Origin of the sequence: Paenibacillus planticolens (assembly GCF_013141725.1) — a bacterium.
Taxonomy (GTDB): domain Bacteria; phylum Bacillota; class Bacilli; order Paenibacillales; family NBRC-103111; genus Paenibacillus_E; species Paenibacillus_E planticolens.
In genome coordinates this window covers 33396-50647 of sequence record NZ_WHNZ01000007.1, presented here as the reverse complement: position 1 = coordinate 50647, position 17252 = coordinate 33396, and the positions used below count along the sequence as shown (strand labels likewise).

Below are 17252 nucleotides of genomic sequence, written 5' to 3'. Positions count from 1 at the left end.
GCTGCCGTTATCTGGTATAGTGGAAGTCTGTGAAGTCAACTGACCCGCTGCCTCCAACGTATGCAGCAAGTACTAACTGCGCCGTCGCTTCATCCGAGGATAACAGATTTGGTAACTGAGGAACAACCGGCAGCACCAAATCCGTGCCCGCCAGCGACAAGATGGCGCAAAGCACCATGATCGAGAAGGTTGTTACATTATGTGTTTTTCTCATTGACAGCCATACCTCCTTTGAGCCTATTTACGTGAGAACGATAGCTTAATACAGCCACTACGGCAGCCGGCCATTACGATCGGCTGCCGTTTCCACGAGGAACGGGCAGTAGAGTTCAAACAGTGAGTTTGTTAAAATAAGGGAAAACATAGAGGTGGTTATTTTATGCTTCCAATCAACGTTCATGAAATCCCCAACGAAATAATTGACTACCTAGATTCAGTAAAAGACATCAAATTTCCAAGGCAAGGTCATACATCAGATGTTGGAATAGTTGAAAGCGCAAAGTGGCGCTTTGTTTTGAAACGAACACGGGGCGAGCGGAATTGTTCTTGGTTGTCAAATGAAATGCACGTCCTCAAATATCTAAGCAAAACACCGTTACCAATCCCCAACGTTTACCGATTTGTGGAGCAAAGAGAAGAGGGGCAATCGTGGGCATTGCTGCAGTATTTCGAAGGGGAAACTTTAAGACAAGCATTACCTGGTGTGAAGAATAGGAATAAGAAGCATGAAATGATTTTTGAATTTGGTGCATTCTTAGCTCAAATTCATTCAACACCATGCCCAAAAGAAATAAAGCGGGATTCGGTTTGGTTGGAAGAGATGTTGCTGAAGGCAGAATCTAATCTTAAACATTATTCGGTCGATGAAGCGTTTGGAGACCCAAGATATGATTTATCTTTAGCGATTCGCCCAAAGCCCAATGCTATTGAAACTAATTCAGAGATTGATGCTTTCTTTGAAGGATACGGAAAAAAGATATTAAATGACCGTGAATACAAATATTTTGAAGACGGACTGTACGCATTTTTCTAATTACGTGACTTCACTAACGGAGCTCAATGAGGACAGTACGGAAGCACAGAACGATTTTTTACTAGAAATGGATAAATTTCGAGGGGGGAATTTATGTATCCACGTGCCAATGTCTTAGGTATTGTTACACGAAATAAAGAGATCCTCGTTGAAGAAAAAATTGGAAAGCACTCTAAAGGAATAGGTTCTTATTTCAGACCAATTGGTGGAACGATTGAACTCGGAGAACATTCACGAGAGACACTTGTAAGGGAATTTTATGAAGAACTGGGTTTTGAAATAGCGATCAAAAGCTATGTTAAGTGTCTAGAAAATATTTTTAAGGTTGATGAGAATATAGGACATGAAATAACACAAATATATCTCGTTGAATTTACTGATCCAAGTTTGTACGAAATAATTTGCTTTAATGTTACTGAAGGAAAAGAAATTACTTGTGCAAAATGGATACCTATAACTGACTTTGAACAAGGGAAACGAATTCTATATCCAGATGGCTTAACAGATTTACTAAAAGATATTACATAGCTCGGAGCTTATTAATGGTTGAACTAATAGGACACAATAGTGTAAACTAGACACTTTTGGATGAAAGTTATGTAATTGAAAGCAGGCAACTTGGTTTGAACAAGGATGCCTTTTTCACAGTTTATTAATGGAGTTGCCGCTTGATAGCCTTCACTTTACACTGTTGGTTTCATTGTCATTTCAAGGGTATCTGATATTGCAAAGTTTCGATCCCGTGGATAAAAATGGAATTAATTTCATCATTCATTTATAATTAGATTAGTAAAGCTATGAGAGGAGCGCTAAACATGCTGCAACAGATATCAGATTATGTTTTTATGGGCTCGCTAGGTCTTTTGGTGATATCACTTATAGTTTTTCCTTTTGGAAGTGAAGGCAGGTCTAATTATATCAATACTTGGAATTCAACAGGCGCTTTAACCGATTTACAAAGAAATCACGACCACGCAAAAATGGTAACCGCGCAACATAATTGGATAGTTGGACTTTTAAAATCATACATGTTTTGGATTCCAGTTGTTGGAATGATTTCTTCGGTTATACTCTCTAAAATTTAGTGAAGACATTATATAATCTACGATAGAGTTTTAAGCAATAGCCACCATTCTTGGTGGTTTTTTATTCGAATTTTAGGAGAGTTATATGGAAAATAATCTAACAATTCTTAAAAGAGTTCCAACGATATCAGAATATACAAAGCTGTGTTGTGCGGTTGGCTGGAAAGATTATATGAATTTCGAAGTTGCAGAAGAATCTTTAAACCAATCACTATTTGGTGTAGTCATCCAATACCAAGACGAAGTAATTGGAATGGGCAGGGTTATTGGCGACGGGAGAATCTATTTCTACATTCAAGATATAGCAGTCTTACCTGAGCATCAAAATCAAGGAATAGGCAAATTAATAATGGAAACAATCAAAGACTACTTAAAGGAATATGCTCCTGAAAAATCATTTATTGGTTTGTTTGCAGCGCAAGGTAAAGAATCTTATTATAATAAATACGGTTTTAAAAAGCATGAAGGAATGACAGGAATGTTTGGTGTAATTCAAGATAATGATGTTACGTAATACTGCTCCTTCACTAGTTGATCGAAATAATGGTATGACATTTGCGAATGGGTCGAAAAAGGAGCGGATTATAACGAATGGAATCTGACTCCATTAATTAGAGATATTCAGCTCCACTTACATAATAAATCTCTTCAATATATCCTACTTGATTATCCTTTTGCTTATTTGAATAAAGGAATTAGCAGTTATATTGATATGGCGATTTTTATTGATACACCGTTGGATATTGCAATGGCAAGAAGATTACTTCGAGACTATACGGATAATCCGATTACTGAAGTGAAAAATGATTTAATCAACTATTTATCCCGTGGACGGAATGCATACTTGGAGATGAATAAAAGTGTGAAACCCAGTTCAGACATAGCCATTAAAGGCGAATTGCCTACTCAACTTATTATTAATCAATTACTTGAAGAAATTAAATTACGAGGTTTCTAAGCTAGTCGGTAACGATCGGCTGCCATTTCCATGCTAACTGGGCAGTTTAGTTCCATAGGATGTGGTAGAATTCGTATGATAATACTGAATCCAAAAGAACGGGGTGAATAATCTTCTTGAAGAAAAGACTCATTATATTTTTATTAAATGTCCTGTTGCTTGGCATATTATCATCATGTACTGATACTAAAAAACCAGAAGTATCAGATAGTCAATCATTGAAGATTATAATTTTTCAGGGATTAAATTACAGGGTATCTGATGAAAAAGTAGATGATCAAGGCATTGAACAAAAAGTTGGAGAAGTAAAGTCTTACTCCAATAAAAGTGGCGAGCACTATGTTGTAGACGCTTTCTCAAACGCATATCAGATCGGCACTGAACTTTATAAAATTAAAGATAACGACGTGAAAGAGGCTATTGCAGTAAAAACAGAGGATACATTTCTTAAAGCAGTTAGACGGTGAGATTAAGCTAACGAAAACGATAACTGGAAAAGTTTCTTAACTGTTTTTTCAGCAACTAATGAACCAAAATGTTATCCGATTCTATGCAAGGGTTGTGGGGATGTGAATTGGAACTTTGTTAATTTAATTGAAAGAGAAAAGGTCGATTTGGGATCTTGGGGAAAGTATATTCGTAAGTTCAATATTAAAAGGGCTGCCGCATGGCAGCCCTTTTCAACGAAAGGGATAATTTAACAATAATCATTTTTTATCAACCAATTCAATATTAATTTGTTATTATTTTTGAAAGGGGTATTAAAAAATGAGGATTGTAATCGGTACAGATTTAATTTATGGATTAATTCGGAAAACGGGGATATCAGTACGGCACTCCATAAGAAATAAAACATTATTTATTTGGAGGAGATTCATATCGAAAGTTCTATTAAAGACAAGTTTACAAAAGAAATTTTTGTAGAGGCAGCAGGTCGGTTTGGAATTATCTTTGCAGATAGTATAGAACTTGACGGTTTTCAAAATTTTGTGTTCTTAGGGAAACGTGAATCAATAAATGTGATATTAAGGATTGCTCATAGTTCACATAGGAGTAAGGAGATGACGCTTGCTGAGATCGAGTTTATTTCTTATCTGGCCGATTCCGGAATGAATGTATCTAAAGCCTTACTTTCTAATCAAGGTGAATATGTTGAAGTTATTGAACAAGCTGATGACTGTTTTATTGCAACTGCTTTTGAATTCGCTCCCGGCAGAAGGGCTGAAATTTGCGTCGAAAGTGATATCTTTTATGAACGAATTGGCAGGTTTACTGGTAAAATGCATAAGCTATCAAAACAGTATTCTCCTAATCAAAAAAGATACGATTGGACTGAAAATGCAGCTGTTACAAAATTTCAAAATTATGTACCTAGTGAGATGCTTCAACATAAATTTGAGTTAATAATAAGTCAAATTCAATCATTGTCAAGAGACAGAGATTCGTTTGGACTTATTCATGGAGACATTAGTCCGGGGAATTACCTGAATCATGAAGATCACCCGAGCATCATTGACTTTGATCAATGCGAGTACAGTTGGTTTGCATCTGAAATAGCAACATCGATATTTCATGAAACTCCAATTCCATTTATTATTTCAGATGTGAATAAACGAAGGACAATAACAAAACGATTTTTTTTAAACTTTTTCCAAGGATACTCCAAAGAAAATACATTAAGCCGTAGTTCACTAGATGCCATTCCATTATTTATTAATTTAAGACAAGCTATCGTTATTGGTCTTATACACCGTAGTTCTGATATGGGTAACTTTGATAATTGGAGTGATTGGAATAAGGAAGCTTTAACTTTTTATATTAATAATATAAAAAATGATATTCCGTATATTGACTTGGATTTCACAAATCTATGATGTAAATATGAAAAAACTTGTAATATCAGGGAGGTACAACCTACGATGGCAAATTTGATATTGAAAATCTTGCGTTCGTGGCCAGAAAAAATATAGAGTAAATCATTAGGAGCGAATGGCGACGCAAGGTGCATGAGGCGATTCCGCTAAGCAAAAGTTAATGAATACGAGGGGCTGTCCGCTGCCATGGAAATGACGGAGGGATGGCCCTTCCTTTTTGCGTTTAGCAGATTGCATAAATATATCATGACAGTTTGCGCCTAAAGATAGTACTATATCAACTATTTACAGGACTAAATTCAATGGTTGTACGCTGGATAAACCAATATGATAAAGGTGTAAAACTTAAAGGAGCAAATGAAGAAATTCCTATTAACTTTAAAGGAGGTATGAAATTGTTTCACCTTATGAAAAAAGCAGGTTTGGCCTGTACCCTTGTTTCCGTTTCGTTGATTGGCGCTGTTTCATTTGTATATGACGCAACGGCCGCCGTCCAGCCCGAAATGCAGGATACAACTATTGTGGGTGCAACGCCGCCTATGGGCTACAGCACTTGGAATGCGGTTCGTTTTAACGTAAACGAAGAACTGATCCGCAAAGTGGCGGACAGTATGGTGAGCAGCGGTTTGCGTGACTTAGGGTACAAGTATGTCAATATTGATGACGGTTGGCAAGGCAGCAGAGATGCTAATGGCAAATTAACCGCAAACAAAACAAAATTCCCGAGCGGAATGAAAGCACTCTCAGATTATGTGCACAGCAAAGGGTTGAAGATTGGCATTTACACCGATATTGGCCAAATTGGATGCGGAGGAAACACGGGAAGTTACGGATATTATCAGCAGGATGTAAATCAGTTTACTGAATGGGGATACGATTATGTCAAAGTAGATGCATGCGGTGCAGATGCGATGGGACTCGACTTCAAGACCCAATATCAACAATTCAAGGACGCTTTAAGTCAGGCGAATCCGAAACGTGATATCTTGTTTAATATTTGCGAGTGGGGTAAGCAGCAGCCTTGGAAATGGGCCCCAAGTATCGGGAATACCTGGAGGGTTGGTTACGATATCGATAATCAGGGAGATTATTGGAAGGGTGTGCTCTATGAGATCGATCAGACCTCTCCGCATGCGGATGTAGCGGGTCCTGGGCATTTTAATGACCCGGACAGCTTAGAAGTTGGCGTAATAGCGGATAAATATCCCGGCCAAAAAAGCTTATCTTACGAAGAATCCAAAGCTAATTTCAGTATGTGGGCCTTATTGGCGGCTCCGCTTATGCTTGGTTTGGATGTAACCACTTTAGATGAGCCGGGCTCTTACAGCAGTAAATTTGCCGATATCGTTACGAATGCGGAAGTCATTGCCGTGGATCAGGATGTGGCTGGCATTCAAGGGACCAAAGTGGCCGAATCCACGCCTGGTTTACAAGTCTATGCGAAGCCGCTTATAAGCCGGACCAGCGGCAGTCGCGCCGTTGTCTTGTTGAACCGTACGGATGCGCCGGCTGCTATGACGGTGACGTCGGATCAAATTGGTCTAATGGACCGGTTTAGTGTGCGTGATTTATGGCAGAAGAAAGAGATGGGGACGTATACGGCCAGCTATACGGCCACCGTGCCTGCGCATGGCAGTGTAATGCTGAAAATTAGCGGAACGAACGATCCGACTCCAGTTCCTAAACCTACAGGTGTGAGCTATGAGGCTGAAGCGGATGCCAACACATTAAGTGGAACAGCGGATAAACGTGCGAATAGCGGCGCATCAGGCGGTTATATCGTGGGTAATGTTGGAAATGGAAGCGGAAATTCGCTGCAATTCAACCAAATTCAAGCGGAGACGGCAGGCAGTTATGAGCTCGCGATCCATTATATAAACGGCGGGGGCAGCCGGAAAGGTGATTTGTCGATTAATGGCGCTGCAACTATACCCGTGACTTTCCCTTCTACAGGGGGCTGGACAACTGTGGGGACTCAGGTCATTAAAGTAAATCTGAATGCAGGCTCGAATGCATTGAAATTTAGCAATAGCACTGCGGGAGATTACGCGCCGGATTTTGACAAGATTGTAGTAACTCCGTTCGGACAGGTTGTCCCATCATCCGTACTAACCGGAGAGGATCAGGTTATAGGCGGAGATCCGTTTCACTTACGGTTCGGCTTTACAGGCGTCTCGCAACAAGTGTACGCCCAGGATATTGAGCTGGCTTACGATGCGAGCCAGATGGAATACGTTTCGGCTAAGCCGTTACTTGAGGGGATTCGAATTGTTGATACGAAGAATACGGGAAGCAAGCTGCGCTTCATCGTAGCGAGCGAAGGCGGGGAACATGCCGTTACCGGCAAACCGGTCGTATTGGAAGTTACCTTTAAAGCAAAAGCCGTAACGCAAGCTGCGACAGCAACCGTGTCCGTTTCCCGTGCTGCCCTTGGCGATGCGCAAGGGAACGAAATCGTGCCGGTTCCAGCCTCCATGCAGGTTCGGATCGTGCTGCCGACTGCCGGTATTCCGGGAGATATGAACAATGACGGTAAAGTATCGATCGGCGATCTGAGTATAGTGGCTGCGAATTACGGCAAAACGTCGGAAAGTCCGGATTGGGAGAGCATCAAACATTTAGATTCGAACCATGATGGAAAAATCGATATTACGGATCTAGCCTTCATTGCGCAGAAGATTTTGGAGTAGTTCTCTGAATCTGAGAGAAGAAGCAGACTACTTTGCTGAAAGCCAAAGAAAGGGTGCTCTTGTGGTACGGAGTCGCTCTTTTTTTGTTATAATTATACATATCCTATTTAAACGTTTGGGGGCAACTAACTTGAAAGTACTAGAAACAGAACGGCTGATTCTTCGTCAACAATCAATTGAGGATGCGGTTTTTATTCTTGAGCTATTGAACGATCCTTCTTGGATCCAGTACATAGGCGATAAAGGCGTGAGAACCATCGATGATGCGCAGGACTATATTTTAAACGGAGCTCTAAAAATGTATGCACGTTTGGGTTTCGGGTTTTATTTGACAGAGTTGAAGGATGGAGGCATTCCGATCGGCATCTGCGGTTTGGTAAAAAGAGATTTCTTAGAAGATGTAGATGTTGGATTTGCTTTTCTACCTAAGTTCTGGGGGAAAGGATACGCCTTTGAGGCTGCTTCCGCAGTGATGAGTTATGCGCAATCCGTTTTAGCGTTAAAACGCATTGTGGCTATTACCACTGAAGATAATCATGCGTCGGCCAAACTATTAGAAAAGCTAGGGTTACATTTTGAAAGCATGATCCGATATGAGGGTACAGATGAAGAAGTCCGCTTATTTGCGATTAACGTCTAAAATGGACTTTACAGAACAGATTTTTATCATGTAGCACATGGGAGGAGAAGAGAAATGGCCGAGGTTCTTTTGTTTCACCACGCACTCGGACTGACAGAGGGGATTTACACCTTTGCTGACGAGCTTAGAGAGGAGGGGCACACTGTACACGTTCCTGACCTTTTCGACGGTCACTTGTTTACCACTATCGAGGAGGGCATGGCCTATGTCAAGGAGATTGGGTTCGAAGAGATAATGGCGCGCTGTACACGTGTGGCTAGTGAGCTTCCGCGTGAGATCGTCTATGCGGGGTTTTCGCTCGGTGTAGTAGCGGCTCAGAAGCTCGCCCAGTCCATTGAAGGCGCCCGTGGCGCGTTGTTCTTTTATTCCTGCGTTCCGACCTCGATGTTCGGATCTCCCTGGCCAGTGGATCTGCCGGTGCAGATTCACGGCATGGACGCAGATCCCTATTTCGTTGACGAGGGTGACATTGAGGCGGCACGTGAGCTCGTGGCATCGGCCAATCATGCCGATCTCTTTTTGTACCAAGGTGATCAACATTGCTTCGCAGACAGCAGTTTGCCGTCGTATGACGCTGACGCGACAGCGTTGCTGTTGCAACGTGTACTTGAATTCCTCCGGCAAGGGAAGGGAACAGTCGCAAGTTAACCAAAATCACGAAATGAACTGAAATCGGAAATAAAAAGGAATACTCCCTAATTCTGTCGAAATTTAATAAATAAAGACTCAGTTGAGTCTAGAGTGTAGGGGGGCGAAGAAATGAATCCGAAATTCAATCATCATAAATTCGTGGTTAGGAAACAGATCCTTTCTCTAGTTGGAGCTAAAATCGATATCTTCGACATGAATGAAAAGCCAATTCTGTTCTCGAAGATGAAAGCCTTCAAGTTGAAGGAAGACATCCGAATATACGGAGATGAAACCATGCAAGAATGTTTGATCAGCATTCAAGCTCGAAGCGTCATTGATTTTTCCGCAACCTTTGACGTAGTTGATGTTGAAACCGGGAGCAAGATAGGATCTTTGCGACGCAAAGGGGTGAAGTCGATCTTCAAGGATGAATGGGCGATTTTGAACTCAAGTGAGTCGGAGATCGGATTGGTTAAGGAAGATAAGGTGCTGCTTGCTCTTTTGCGAAGATTCTTGACGAATTTGATTCCTCAGCATTACAACGTGGAGATGAATGGGATCACAGTCGCAGAATTCAAACAGAATTTCAACCCTTTCGTCCAAAAACTAAAACTCGATTTCTCGGCAGACCACAACGACAAACTTGATCGCCGCTTGGGCCTAGCCGCCGCGGTGCTACTGATCGCCGTCGAGGGCAAACAGGGATAGAAGTGTAATAGTTTTATAACAACGTCACCACGATGCGGGTGACGTTGTTTGTAATTATAAGATCGTTGTTCTTGGTATTGTTTATCATGCTACACAAGGAGTATTCCGAAGGATAAAGCAAGGAACAATACCCTTATTTTTTAACCACAGGCACCCAAAATTCGCCGTAGAAAGTGCCGTCGCCGTTATCTTTGCGATAAGTCGCATTTGGACCACCGATGTAAGCATAATCAGTGATTTGGGCCAAGACGTTGCCAAAAGCACGGTAAGTCAGCTGATCAAACAAAGTTTCCTTGTCGCCATTTCCTGCGACCACGATGTACTCGCTCTCTGGAAACTCGATGATGCGCGTTGCGTCAACCACTGATTTGCCAGCTTCAACCGCAAAATAATTCCACGGTTTTCCTTGATAAACCTCATTGACAGACCATTCGCGATCATCTTTTGCGGCGTCTTTGAGCTTATTAAAACGCCCGTCAGCCTTGAGCTTGTCCCAAAACTCGTTTTTTTCTTTTTGCATAGCTGGCATGTCTTGAAAATTCGACTGGATTGAAAAACCATAAGCGGTCAATGTGAATGATTTTTTGTGTTCGAGTGTGTAATCTGCCATGTGATTGCTCCTTTTGTTCAGTTGTTAAATTTAACAAGGATTAGTTTTCGACTTTATTTACACGAAGCCACATTTCGCCGTAGAATTCGCCTGTTTCATTTGCTTTAACGAACGTTGAGTTACCAGGACCAACATATTTGTAATCTGTGATTTCTTGGATCAGGCCGCCGAAAACTTTGCCTGTGATTTCGTCAGCAAGGCGGTCTTTGTCAGCGCCTGTCCCAGGCACGACGAGGTACTCGCCAGCGAGGAAATCTAGGACGACCGCGCCTTCCACGTTGAACTCACCCATTACGCCGAAGCCGCGCCAAGGCTTGCGGTCGAGGTTGTAGTTGATTTGATATTCTTGCCCGTCAGCGAGTGCGAGCAGTTCAGCAAGCTTGCCGTTTTCAGTGATTTCAGCTTTTTTCGCTGCCGTTTTTGCTGCATTACCTGCCCAGTCGTTGTAGTCGTCAAATGAAACACCGAAAGCAGTCATTTTGTAGTTTTCTGAGATTGTTTTGATGGAGTAGTTAGACATTTTGTTCTCTCCTTTGTGGGATTAATTCTTTACAAGACTGATTCTATGTGCCAAATGTATCAAAAAATGATACTATTTATTGAAAACAGAAAATGTATATCCGTCAGTGCTGACTTTTTATGCTACATTTTTGATATAATAAAATCATGAAGAAAACAGAACGAGTGAACCTGATCATGCGTTACATCAATAACCGCGCGCATTTTACGATTGCCGAGATTCAGCGAGAGTTCAAGATTTCCCGCGCGACGGCGATCCGCGACATAAACGAGATTCAGGCGCTGGGTTTTCCGCTGACGTCCGAGCTTGGGCGCGGTGGCGGATACTATGTCCTGCAAAATCAATATCTGCCCGCCGCCCGCTTCACGCCAGAAGAACTGAAGGCGATTTTTATCAGCTTTATCGCCTCGAAAAATTCGCAGCTGCCTTATCTGCAAAATCGCCGCTCAATCACGGAAAAACTTATCGGCATCGCGTCGCAAACCCAGCAAGACGAGTTAATTGAGCTGAATAATATCTTGCTTTTCGAAAATACAAATCCCGCCAATCCGAATCTTTTGGAGCTCGATGATGCTGCGCCTGCAGAGCTAAACCAGCTGATTTCGCTTGCTGTGAGGGATAAACATTTGCGTGTGACTTATGAGCGGAGTGTTGGTTGGCCGCAGTTGCTGGACGTTTTTTTGCTGCATGTATTTAACTCGAACGCTCAGTGGCTGGTCGAGGTTTATGATTTTGATACGGATGAGTTTCGTTATTTGCCTGTTGAGATGCTACGGGATTCGGCAATTTCTGAGCAGGAGTTGAAGTTGTCTGAACAAGAGATTTTAAACAAGAAACTGCTTCGTGCCCGTGAATCCAATCTTGTTGTGAAACTTGATACGATTGGGATTCAGCGCTTTAAGCGTATGCACCCGCCTGGAATTATTTTGTCCTTAACGGGGATGTTTCAGTCGAGCGGGATTTTCAATGTACAATTGGATGTGACCGATGTTGAGGCGCTGGGGTATTATGCGGACTGGCTTTTGTTTTTGGGGAAAGGGGTCGAGTTTGAGCGGATTCCTGATGAACTGCGTGTGATTTTGGGAGAGCGTTTAGCCGCTTTAAGATTTATCTGAGATTTTACGTGCAGCAGAGTCGATTAAAACAAAACATTATCTTGTATGAATAAATAATGTTAGAAAAAACAGATGTTAACAGCATCATCAATACTCTTTGTGAAGAAGGAATAATTGATAACAAGGTTACTGCAACTAATAATAAGACCGGAACTACTGATGGTATAGTTTATTTACTTTCTGAGCACGAAGAAACAAAATACGTTCTGAAAATTGACAGTCCACATCAAATTGCATTGGCCGAACAATTTCTTCGAACTTATCGATACCTTGCACTTTTTCCTAAAATTCTCTATACGGATCCTTCTAAAGCGTATATTGTGTATACATACATGACAGGTACAACTCATTATGATCGTGGATTAAAAATAAATTGGCTGACAATCTTAGTAAAATGATTGGGGAAGCCTGTTATCCATTGAGGATTACAATAGAGTTGAATCGATATTTGAGAACATATCGAAAAATGAAGATCAAAAAGTAAGATATTTTCTACATGGGGATACTGGAGTGCATAATTTTGTATTTTACGAACGCTCACTGATTGATGTTATCGACCCATCACCGATGATTGGTCCTATGCTTTACGATTTCACTTACGCTTTTTGCTCTTCCCCAGACGATTTGAACTTAGAAACTTTAATGGCAGCCTTTGATTTGCTCCATCATGAGCCAATTGAAAGATCAATGTTGATTGATGAAGTAGTCTTTCAACTTTATTGTCGAATTGGTATCTGTATAAGATTCCATCCGCATGATTTAGAGGATTACTTAAAGTCGTGGGAATATTGGAAGTCGGTCTAACGGATTTAAGATCATACGGGGTGTAAAAAAATGCCGGTGACCTTAAGCAGGTGACCGGCGTTTCCATATTAGCGTTTCGGCATTTTGCTCTCATCCATGTACAGCAGGTTCCAGCGGTGACCGTCTAGGTCGGCAAAGCCTGCGCCGTACATCCAGCCGTCAGTATCGCTCGGCTTGCCAAAGATGCTTCCTCCGGCAAACTCTACTTTTTGAATAAAGGCATCTACTTCTTCTCTGCTTTCAGCACCAATGGAAAATATTACTTCAGCGCTATGGGAAGTATCTGCGGTTTTTGAACCTGTAAATTTCTCAAATGTTGCATCCGGGAACAGCAGAATCGTTGTTTGTCCTATGGCAAGCTTGGCTCTCTCGTTACCATAGCTCACCGCGTGGAATCCAATCTCATTGAAAAAGGCAGCTGACCTCTCAACATCCTTGACCGGCAGGTTAATCCAAATATCCTGTGACATGGCTGTAGCCTCCTGAAATAAATTTTTAACTACTCCTATTATACTCTACTTCTGGCAGCGGAAGCGAACCTTATGACTAGTTCCGATAAAATACTGAGATAGACAGGTGGTCGGTATGACAATCAAAAAGTACGGAAGTGACAGAGAGCAGTTTATAAACGATTTAATGAAATTGATGGTACCAGTAAAAGGAGGAACCATTGAATTACGCGATTATATTAATATGAATAAATGGCTTAGTTCTGATTACTCTTTATCGGACCCTGGAAGTATTAAAAAGGTTATTACATGGACTGAAACGATTGGACCTTTCCATGTAATGAAGTATCCGGTGACTCAGCACTTGTATCATTTTGTCATGCATAATGAAGTAGAACCGTATGTGTATAATAATCTGCCAATTACAGATGTTTCATGGATAGATTCGCTTGCATTTTGTAACGAATTGTCCAGAATACTTGGCAGGACTGAATGCTACACTATCACAAATGAAAGTGAGAACACGACATACAACAAAGAAGCGAATGGCTTTCGATTACTATCAGACGCTGAATGACAGTATGCGTGCAAAGCGGGAACCGCGGGATATCGGTATGCAAGAATTGATCAAATTGCATGGTATCAAGAAAACTCCAATGGATCAGCTCAACAAGTAGGAAGACTGCTTCCTAATCCCTGGGGGCTATTTGATATGATCGGGAATGTATGGGAATGGTGCTGGGATCTATATGATACTGAACGATATGGGAACTACAGAGTCTTCCGGGGAGGCAGTTGGGCTGAAGTTGAGAACAATTGTGGTTCTACGAGTAGAAGGAAGAGTATGCCTGATTTCAAGATAGATGATCTTGGTTTTAGAATAGCACTTACTAAACCTTGAGAACGACAGTGAGCATGCCAAAAAGTCAGGTAGTTGACGCAGAACGTTTGTACAATACACAGCAATGGAAGGCTGCCAGCACGATGGCAGCCTTTATCTCATGGGCACAATCGTTAAAATCCAGTGATGAAGGGATTAGCGGTTCCGAGGGTGCTTGTTACACGCAATCCGTTACGACGGATCGCTCCACGTGATCCCGCCGTCGTTCGTCACCTTGAGACTGCCGTCCAGCAGTACCCAACCGAAACCGTCCGTGCGCAGGAAAAATTGCGATGCATCCTGCAGCGGAATATCCGTTTTGATCGGCTGCCAATCTTCATGATTGTACGTATCCATCGTGTAGATTGTCTTGCCGTCATTGGAGATCGCTCTGCCCATGACGAGACCGTCAAAATGCAGCACCGGAACTCCCTGGATATCCTTCAGCCGATTAGGGAGAGGGATCCACGTATCGCCGGCGTCATTGGTCTCGTAGGGGACGTACGTTTTCTCCCCATCCTGAACGAATTCGGCGATAAATAGGCCGTGATGATCGTTTTCTTGGTCGAATACGGGTGGGTATGTGTTGGCGTACGCCTTTTGCAGATCGGCGGGCGCGTCGACATGCTGAACCGTCCATGTTCTGCCGCCGTCCTGCGTCCGATACAGCGGAATGAAGTCCTGTCCGCGGTTCGATGCGGCAATCCAGCCTTCCTTCTCCTTACGGAAGCTAATCCCGGTCGGATAGCCGCCGATGGCGGTTGTGATATCCCCAACGCGTGTCCACGATTTACCTCTGTAGTCCAACCGATAAAGCGATTTGTTCATTTGCCCTGCCGCGGGCGAAGAGGTTAGCATGACATAATTCGTGCTGTAGTACAATAGAGCGCTGTGCGGCGTTACGTCAGGCGATGTTTCCCACGCCTCCGTAGTCGGCAGCACGGCCGTTTCCCAGCCAGCAGGCTGGCCGCCTCCGTCCTGCAGCCGATGAGTGGCGGCGAGCTTCTTGTCATCCCTGAGAAAAAAAGCAAACCCTGTAAACGGATCGTTAAAATCAGCGCTAATCGGGCGATCCTTGACACCGATGCCGTCAGGAACGACGACATCCCACGTTTTGCCCGTGTTCGAGGTATGCAATAGCTTCCCGTCGCGCCAGCTGAAGCCTTCATTCCCTTGCAAGCCGACAATGAGTGGCACGCCGTCTCGATATTCGACGTAAAAACGGGCGACATCGATGTATGGGTCGTACTGCCGGGGAGCGGGGATGGACAGATCGGACCGCAGCGTAACCCGGTAACGTCCTTTGCCATGATCAAGCGGAAGCGTCACCGCGAAATGCCCGGCATCGAACGGTATTTCAGCAGTCTCGCGATCGCTCCAATTACCGCCGTCATCTTCCTTTTCGATCATCGCATGCAAGCCGGTCCCAAGTGATTTGGTTACCGTTCCTTTGACATCGAACTTGCCGTCCTTCGACCGGACTTGGCCGGAAGCCGGGGTCTCCAGCGTGATCGAGCTGAAATCGCCGAACCCCAGTCCCAGATCGCCGTAATTGATGACGGGGTTCAGCAGCTCGGACTTAAGGGTATGGACGAATGTTTTACTGAACACGATGCGCTTGTGTACGCGGAGCTCAACCTTGACTTCATTGTCGCCAAGATCCAATGGAGCCTCGGATGAGAACTCGTATATAGGGGCGCCGCTTGCCGTCTTTTGTTCAGAAAGCGCCATAGAAGAGCTGCCGCCGAACGTTTTACCTCCTCTTGATGCTGTCACCGTCAGCATCGGCATATCCATCGTAAGCGGAGCGAAGAGCAGTCCCTTCACGGCGTACCAGTAGCTGTTCTTGTGCTCCGGAATCCCGAAATCCTTCACTTCAAATCTTGCATGCTCGACATGCAGCTCCCGTTTGTCCGAGTTCCAGTTACCGGTGTAACCGAATAGCTCCTTTAAATCATACTCGGCCGCATACAGCTCCCCGTCACGCTCGACGGCCGGGAATGTAAGTTTGGTCTCGTCATCCTTGCCGTCGAACCAATACAGCTCGGCCGTCTCGAGATCCGTTCCGATCAGAAAGCCGCAGGTATCGTTATGAACGTAGAGTCCGTCTGGGTGTTTTTCCGTCTTGTAGCCAAGCATCTCCGCCATCCATTCAACCGAAAGCATCGCCCGGCCGTCCTGTCCGAAGCCGACTCGCTTGTCCCCGAAGTACATGCCGTCATCGGTAAATAGAATCGAGAACCCGTTGTTCGATAAATGCTCTATCTGCAGCGGATATGCGGCGCTTTGCTCTGCCCGCGGATCGGGTAAGACGGACTTATTTTCCGTGAACGAGGCGGTGCGCGTCTTCTCGTTCCATTCCAGGCTGCCCAGCAGCGGAGCAAGATCCTGCAGGAACACCGCTGTATGGCCGCCTATGTTGAACGAGGGAATTTCTTTGCCGAGGGCGACCGTGTGAATATTCGTTGTCAGTACATCGGCGATTTTGTTCCCTACCGCCATATTTCCGTAGCCGTTCGGAACGTATGTCGATTGAACCTTTTTAGCGGGATTCGGGTAAATGTCGACCTGTCGTTCGGACGGGTCCCACGATACGTCAAAGCCGTAGCTGCGTAAATCCTCCACGACAATCGCCGTATTGCCGCCGATGTTCATCGAACGGATCGCCTCTCCATTAACGAATGCATGAATATCCGTGGTCAGCACGCTGTCGACAATCGTGCCGACGGCCAGCTCTTTCGATTGTGCATGTGCAAATGGAGCCGGTGTGCCGGCCATAGCCGTACAAATGATCGCAGCCAACGCTGCAGTATATTTACGTTTCATATGGGAGAAAGCTCCTTTTCAGGAAAATGTGAACATCCAATTAAACGCTGCAAAAAGGTAAAAGTTGCAATCTTACTGTAAACACAACTTCCAAGCAATGGAACCGTATAAAATATGACGGCGAAACTGAAGGGAGGAGGAGAAAGGTGAAGTTTCGGGTATTTTTGGGCATTTTCTCGTCATTAGTATCAATAACGCTATGGCTAATTCTTAACTTCTACAACCCATACAATTCTGAACCAGTAAGTCATGACGTTTTAATAAGAACGAGCTTTCTCCTTTTAGCCCCAGCATGCGCAGCATTGGTTGGTTCAATTATTAATAAGCGTTTCATAATGTTCTTAGCATTCTTCTGGTCACTTCCAATTAGCCTTTATTTAGCGATGACACCAAGTATCTTTAAAATGTTCATAGTTACTTCTCTTTGTTA

Annotated in this window: 20 protein-coding genes and 1 pseudogene; 16 read left to right on the top strand and 5 right to left on the bottom strand. The window is 43.5% G+C overall.

All coding sequences use genetic code 11. The features are described from left to right. Positions 1-7: 7 nt before the first annotated feature. The gene (locus tag GC097_RS00760) at positions 8-214 is read right to left on the bottom strand and encodes a hypothetical protein (protein ID WP_171681439.1); all 207 of its coding nucleotides are present in this window, start codon (positions 212-214) and stop codon (positions 8-10) included. A gap of 165 nt (positions 215-379) precedes the next feature. On the opposite strand from GC097_RS00760, the gene GC097_RS00755 reads away from it, so the two are divergent. The 11 genes from GC097_RS00755 (at position 380) to GC097_RS00705 (ending at position 9618) form a co-directional block, all read left to right on the top strand. Further along, complete coding sequence (locus GC097_RS00755; RefSeq protein WP_171681438.1) at positions 380-1033, top strand: phosphotransferase; 654 nt, start codon at positions 380-382, stop codon at positions 1031-1033. A 93-nt stretch (positions 1034-1126) separates the two neighbouring features. Next, the gene (locus GC097_RS00750; protein WP_171681437.1) at positions 1127-1561 is read left to right on the top strand and encodes an NUDIX hydrolase; all 435 of its coding nucleotides are present in this window, start codon (positions 1127-1129) and stop codon (positions 1559-1561) included. A gap of 287 nt (positions 1562-1848) precedes the next feature. Further along, positions 1849-2118: a hypothetical protein gene (locus tag GC097_RS00745; RefSeq protein ID WP_171681436.1), complete on the top strand. Its 270-nt coding sequence runs from the start codon at positions 1849-1851 to the stop codon at positions 2116-2118. A gap of 85 nt (positions 2119-2203) precedes the next feature. Further along, positions 2204-2632 (top strand): GNAT family N-acetyltransferase, encoded by a 429-nt coding sequence (locus tag GC097_RS00740; RefSeq protein ID WP_171681435.1) that lies wholly within the window; start codon positions 2204-2206, stop codon positions 2630-2632. 198 nt (positions 2633-2830) lie between these two features. Then, on the top strand, positions 2831-3076 hold the full coding sequence (locus GC097_RS00735; RefSeq protein WP_171681434.1) for a nucleoside/nucleotide kinase family protein: 246 nt from the start codon (positions 2831-2833) through the stop codon (positions 3074-3076). 116 nt (positions 3077-3192) lie between these two features. Further along, the gene (locus GC097_RS00730; protein WP_171681433.1) at positions 3193-3543 is read left to right on the top strand and encodes a hypothetical protein; all 351 of its coding nucleotides are present in this window, start codon (positions 3193-3195) and stop codon (positions 3541-3543) included. Positions 3544-3939: 396 nt separating this feature from the next. Next, the gene (locus GC097_RS00725; RefSeq protein WP_171681432.1) at positions 3940-4950 is read left to right on the top strand and encodes a phosphotransferase enzyme family protein; all 1011 of its coding nucleotides are present in this window, start codon (positions 3940-3942) and stop codon (positions 4948-4950) included. Between the two features lie 389 nt (positions 4951-5339). Next, positions 5340-7640, top strand: coding sequence for a cohesin domain-containing protein (locus GC097_RS00720; protein WP_171681431.1), 2301 nt, complete (start codon positions 5340-5342; stop codon positions 7638-7640). Positions 7641-7770: 130 nt separating this feature from the next. Next, a complete protein-coding gene (locus GC097_RS00715) occupies positions 7771-8280 on the top strand; it encodes a GNAT family N-acetyltransferase (protein WP_171681430.1) in 510 nt (169 codons plus the stop codon). Between the two features lie 54 nt (positions 8281-8334). After that, on the top strand, positions 8335-8928 hold the full coding sequence (locus GC097_RS00710) for a dienelactone hydrolase family protein (RefSeq protein WP_171681429.1): 594 nt from the start codon (positions 8335-8337) through the stop codon (positions 8926-8928). Positions 8929-9039: 111 nt separating this feature from the next. Further along, positions 9040-9618 (top strand): LURP-one-related family protein, encoded by a 579-nt coding sequence (locus tag GC097_RS00705; protein WP_171681428.1) that lies wholly within the window; start codon positions 9040-9042, stop codon positions 9616-9618. A gap of 133 nt (positions 9619-9751) precedes the next feature. Here the strand turns inward: GC097_RS00705 and GC097_RS00700 are convergent, their stop codons facing one another. Next, positions 9752-10228 (bottom strand): GyrI-like domain-containing protein, encoded by a 477-nt coding sequence (locus GC097_RS00700; protein WP_171681427.1) that lies wholly within the window; start codon positions 10226-10228, stop codon positions 9752-9754. Positions 10229-10268: 40 nt separating this feature from the next. Further along, positions 10269-10748, bottom strand: a complete 480-nt coding sequence (locus tag GC097_RS00695) for a hypothetical protein (protein ID WP_171681426.1) — start codon at positions 10746-10748, stop codon at positions 10269-10271. A 146-nt stretch (positions 10749-10894) separates the two neighbouring features. Here GC097_RS00695 and GC097_RS00690 point away from each other — a divergent pair, with 146 nt between their 5' ends. The 3 genes from GC097_RS00690 (at position 10895) to GC097_RS34025 (ending at position 12667) form a co-directional block, all read left to right on the top strand. After that, on the top strand, positions 10895-11863 hold the full coding sequence (locus GC097_RS00690; protein WP_246293864.1) for a helix-turn-helix transcriptional regulator: 969 nt from the start codon (positions 10895-10897) through the stop codon (positions 11861-11863). A gap of 56 nt (positions 11864-11919) precedes the next feature. After that, the gene (locus GC097_RS34030; protein WP_246293863.1) at positions 11920-12261 is read left to right on the top strand and encodes a hypothetical protein; all 342 of its coding nucleotides are present in this window, start codon (positions 11920-11922) and stop codon (positions 12259-12261) included. A 112-nt stretch (positions 12262-12373) separates the two neighbouring features. After that, positions 12374-12667: a hypothetical protein gene (locus GC097_RS34025; RefSeq protein ID WP_246293862.1), complete on the top strand. Its 294-nt coding sequence runs from the start codon at positions 12374-12376 to the stop codon at positions 12665-12667. 68 nt (positions 12668-12735) lie between these two features. Here the strand turns inward: GC097_RS34025 and GC097_RS00680 are convergent, their stop codons facing one another. Then, on the bottom strand, positions 12736-13137 hold the full coding sequence (locus GC097_RS00680; RefSeq protein WP_171681425.1) for a VOC family protein: 402 nt from the start codon (positions 13135-13137) through the stop codon (positions 12736-12738). Positions 13138-13252: 115 nt separating this feature from the next. Here GC097_RS00680 and GC097_RS35145 point away from each other — a divergent pair. Then, positions 13253-14017, top strand: a pseudogene (locus GC097_RS35145) (formylglycine-generating enzyme family protein). 14 nt (positions 14018-14031) lie between these two features. Continuing rightward, entirely contained in the window at positions 14032-14211 is a 180-nt protein-coding gene (locus tag GC097_RS00670; RefSeq protein ID WP_171681424.1) for a hypothetical protein, read from the top strand. Here the strand turns inward: GC097_RS00670 and GC097_RS00665 are convergent. Next, entirely contained in the window at positions 14189-16822 is a 2634-nt protein-coding gene (locus tag GC097_RS00665; RefSeq protein ID WP_171681423.1) for a hypothetical protein, read from the bottom strand. The genes GC097_RS00670 and GC097_RS00665 overlap by 23 nt on opposite strands. Positions 16823-17252 lie beyond the last annotated feature (430 nt).

Excerpts from the sequence above, each read along its gene's own strand:
- GC097_RS00760 (WP_171681439.1), bottom strand. The coding sequence starts at position 214 with ATGAGAAAAACACATAATGTAACAACCTTCTCGATCATGGTGCTTTGC.
- GC097_RS00705 (WP_171681428.1), top strand. The coding sequence starts at position 9,040 with ATGAATCCGAAATTCAATCATCATAAATTCGTGGTTAGGAAACAGATC.
- GC097_RS00695 (WP_171681426.1), bottom strand. The coding sequence starts at position 10,748 with ATGTCTAACTACTCCATCAAAACAATCTCAGAAAACTACAAAATGACT.
- GC097_RS00755 (WP_171681438.1), top strand. The coding sequence starts at position 380 with ATGCTTCCAATCAACGTTCATGAAATCCCCAACGAAATAATTGACTAC.
- GC097_RS00665 (WP_171681423.1), bottom strand. The coding sequence starts at position 16,822 with ATGAAACGTAAATATACTGCAGCGTTGGCTGCGATCATTTGTACGGCT.
- GC097_RS00735 (WP_171681434.1), top strand. The coding sequence starts at position 2,831 with ATGGCGATTTTTATTGATACACCGTTGGATATTGCAATGGCAAGAAGA.
- GC097_RS00700 (WP_171681427.1), bottom strand. The coding sequence starts at position 10,228 with ATGGCAGATTACACACTCGAACACAAAAAATCATTCACATTGACCGCT.
- GC097_RS00690 (WP_246293864.1), top strand. The coding sequence starts at position 10,895 with ATGAAGAAAACAGAACGAGTGAACCTGATCATGCGTTACATCAATAAC.
- GC097_RS00745 (WP_171681436.1), top strand. The coding sequence starts at position 1,849 with ATGCTGCAACAGATATCAGATTATGTTTTTATGGGCTCGCTAGGTCTT.
- GC097_RS00750 (WP_171681437.1), top strand. The coding sequence starts at position 1,127 with ATGTATCCACGTGCCAATGTCTTAGGTATTGTTACACGAAATAAAGAG.
- GC097_RS00740 (WP_171681435.1), top strand. The coding sequence starts at position 2,204 with ATGGAAAATAATCTAACAATTCTTAAAAGAGTTCCAACGATATCAGAA.
- GC097_RS34030 (WP_246293863.1), top strand. The coding sequence starts at position 11,920 with ATGTTAGAAAAAACAGATGTTAACAGCATCATCAATACTCTTTGTGAA.
- GC097_RS00680 (WP_171681425.1), bottom strand. The coding sequence starts at position 13,137 with ATGTCACAGGATATTTGGATTAACCTGCCGGTCAAGGATGTTGAGAGG.
- GC097_RS00720 (WP_171681431.1), top strand. The coding sequence starts at position 5,340 with ATGAAATTGTTTCACCTTATGAAAAAAGCAGGTTTGGCCTGTACCCTT.
- GC097_RS00670 (WP_171681424.1), top strand. The coding sequence starts at position 14,032 with ATGCCAAAAAGTCAGGTAGTTGACGCAGAACGTTTGTACAATACACAG.
- GC097_RS00710 (WP_171681429.1), top strand. The coding sequence starts at position 8,335 with ATGGCCGAGGTTCTTTTGTTTCACCACGCACTCGGACTGACAGAGGGG.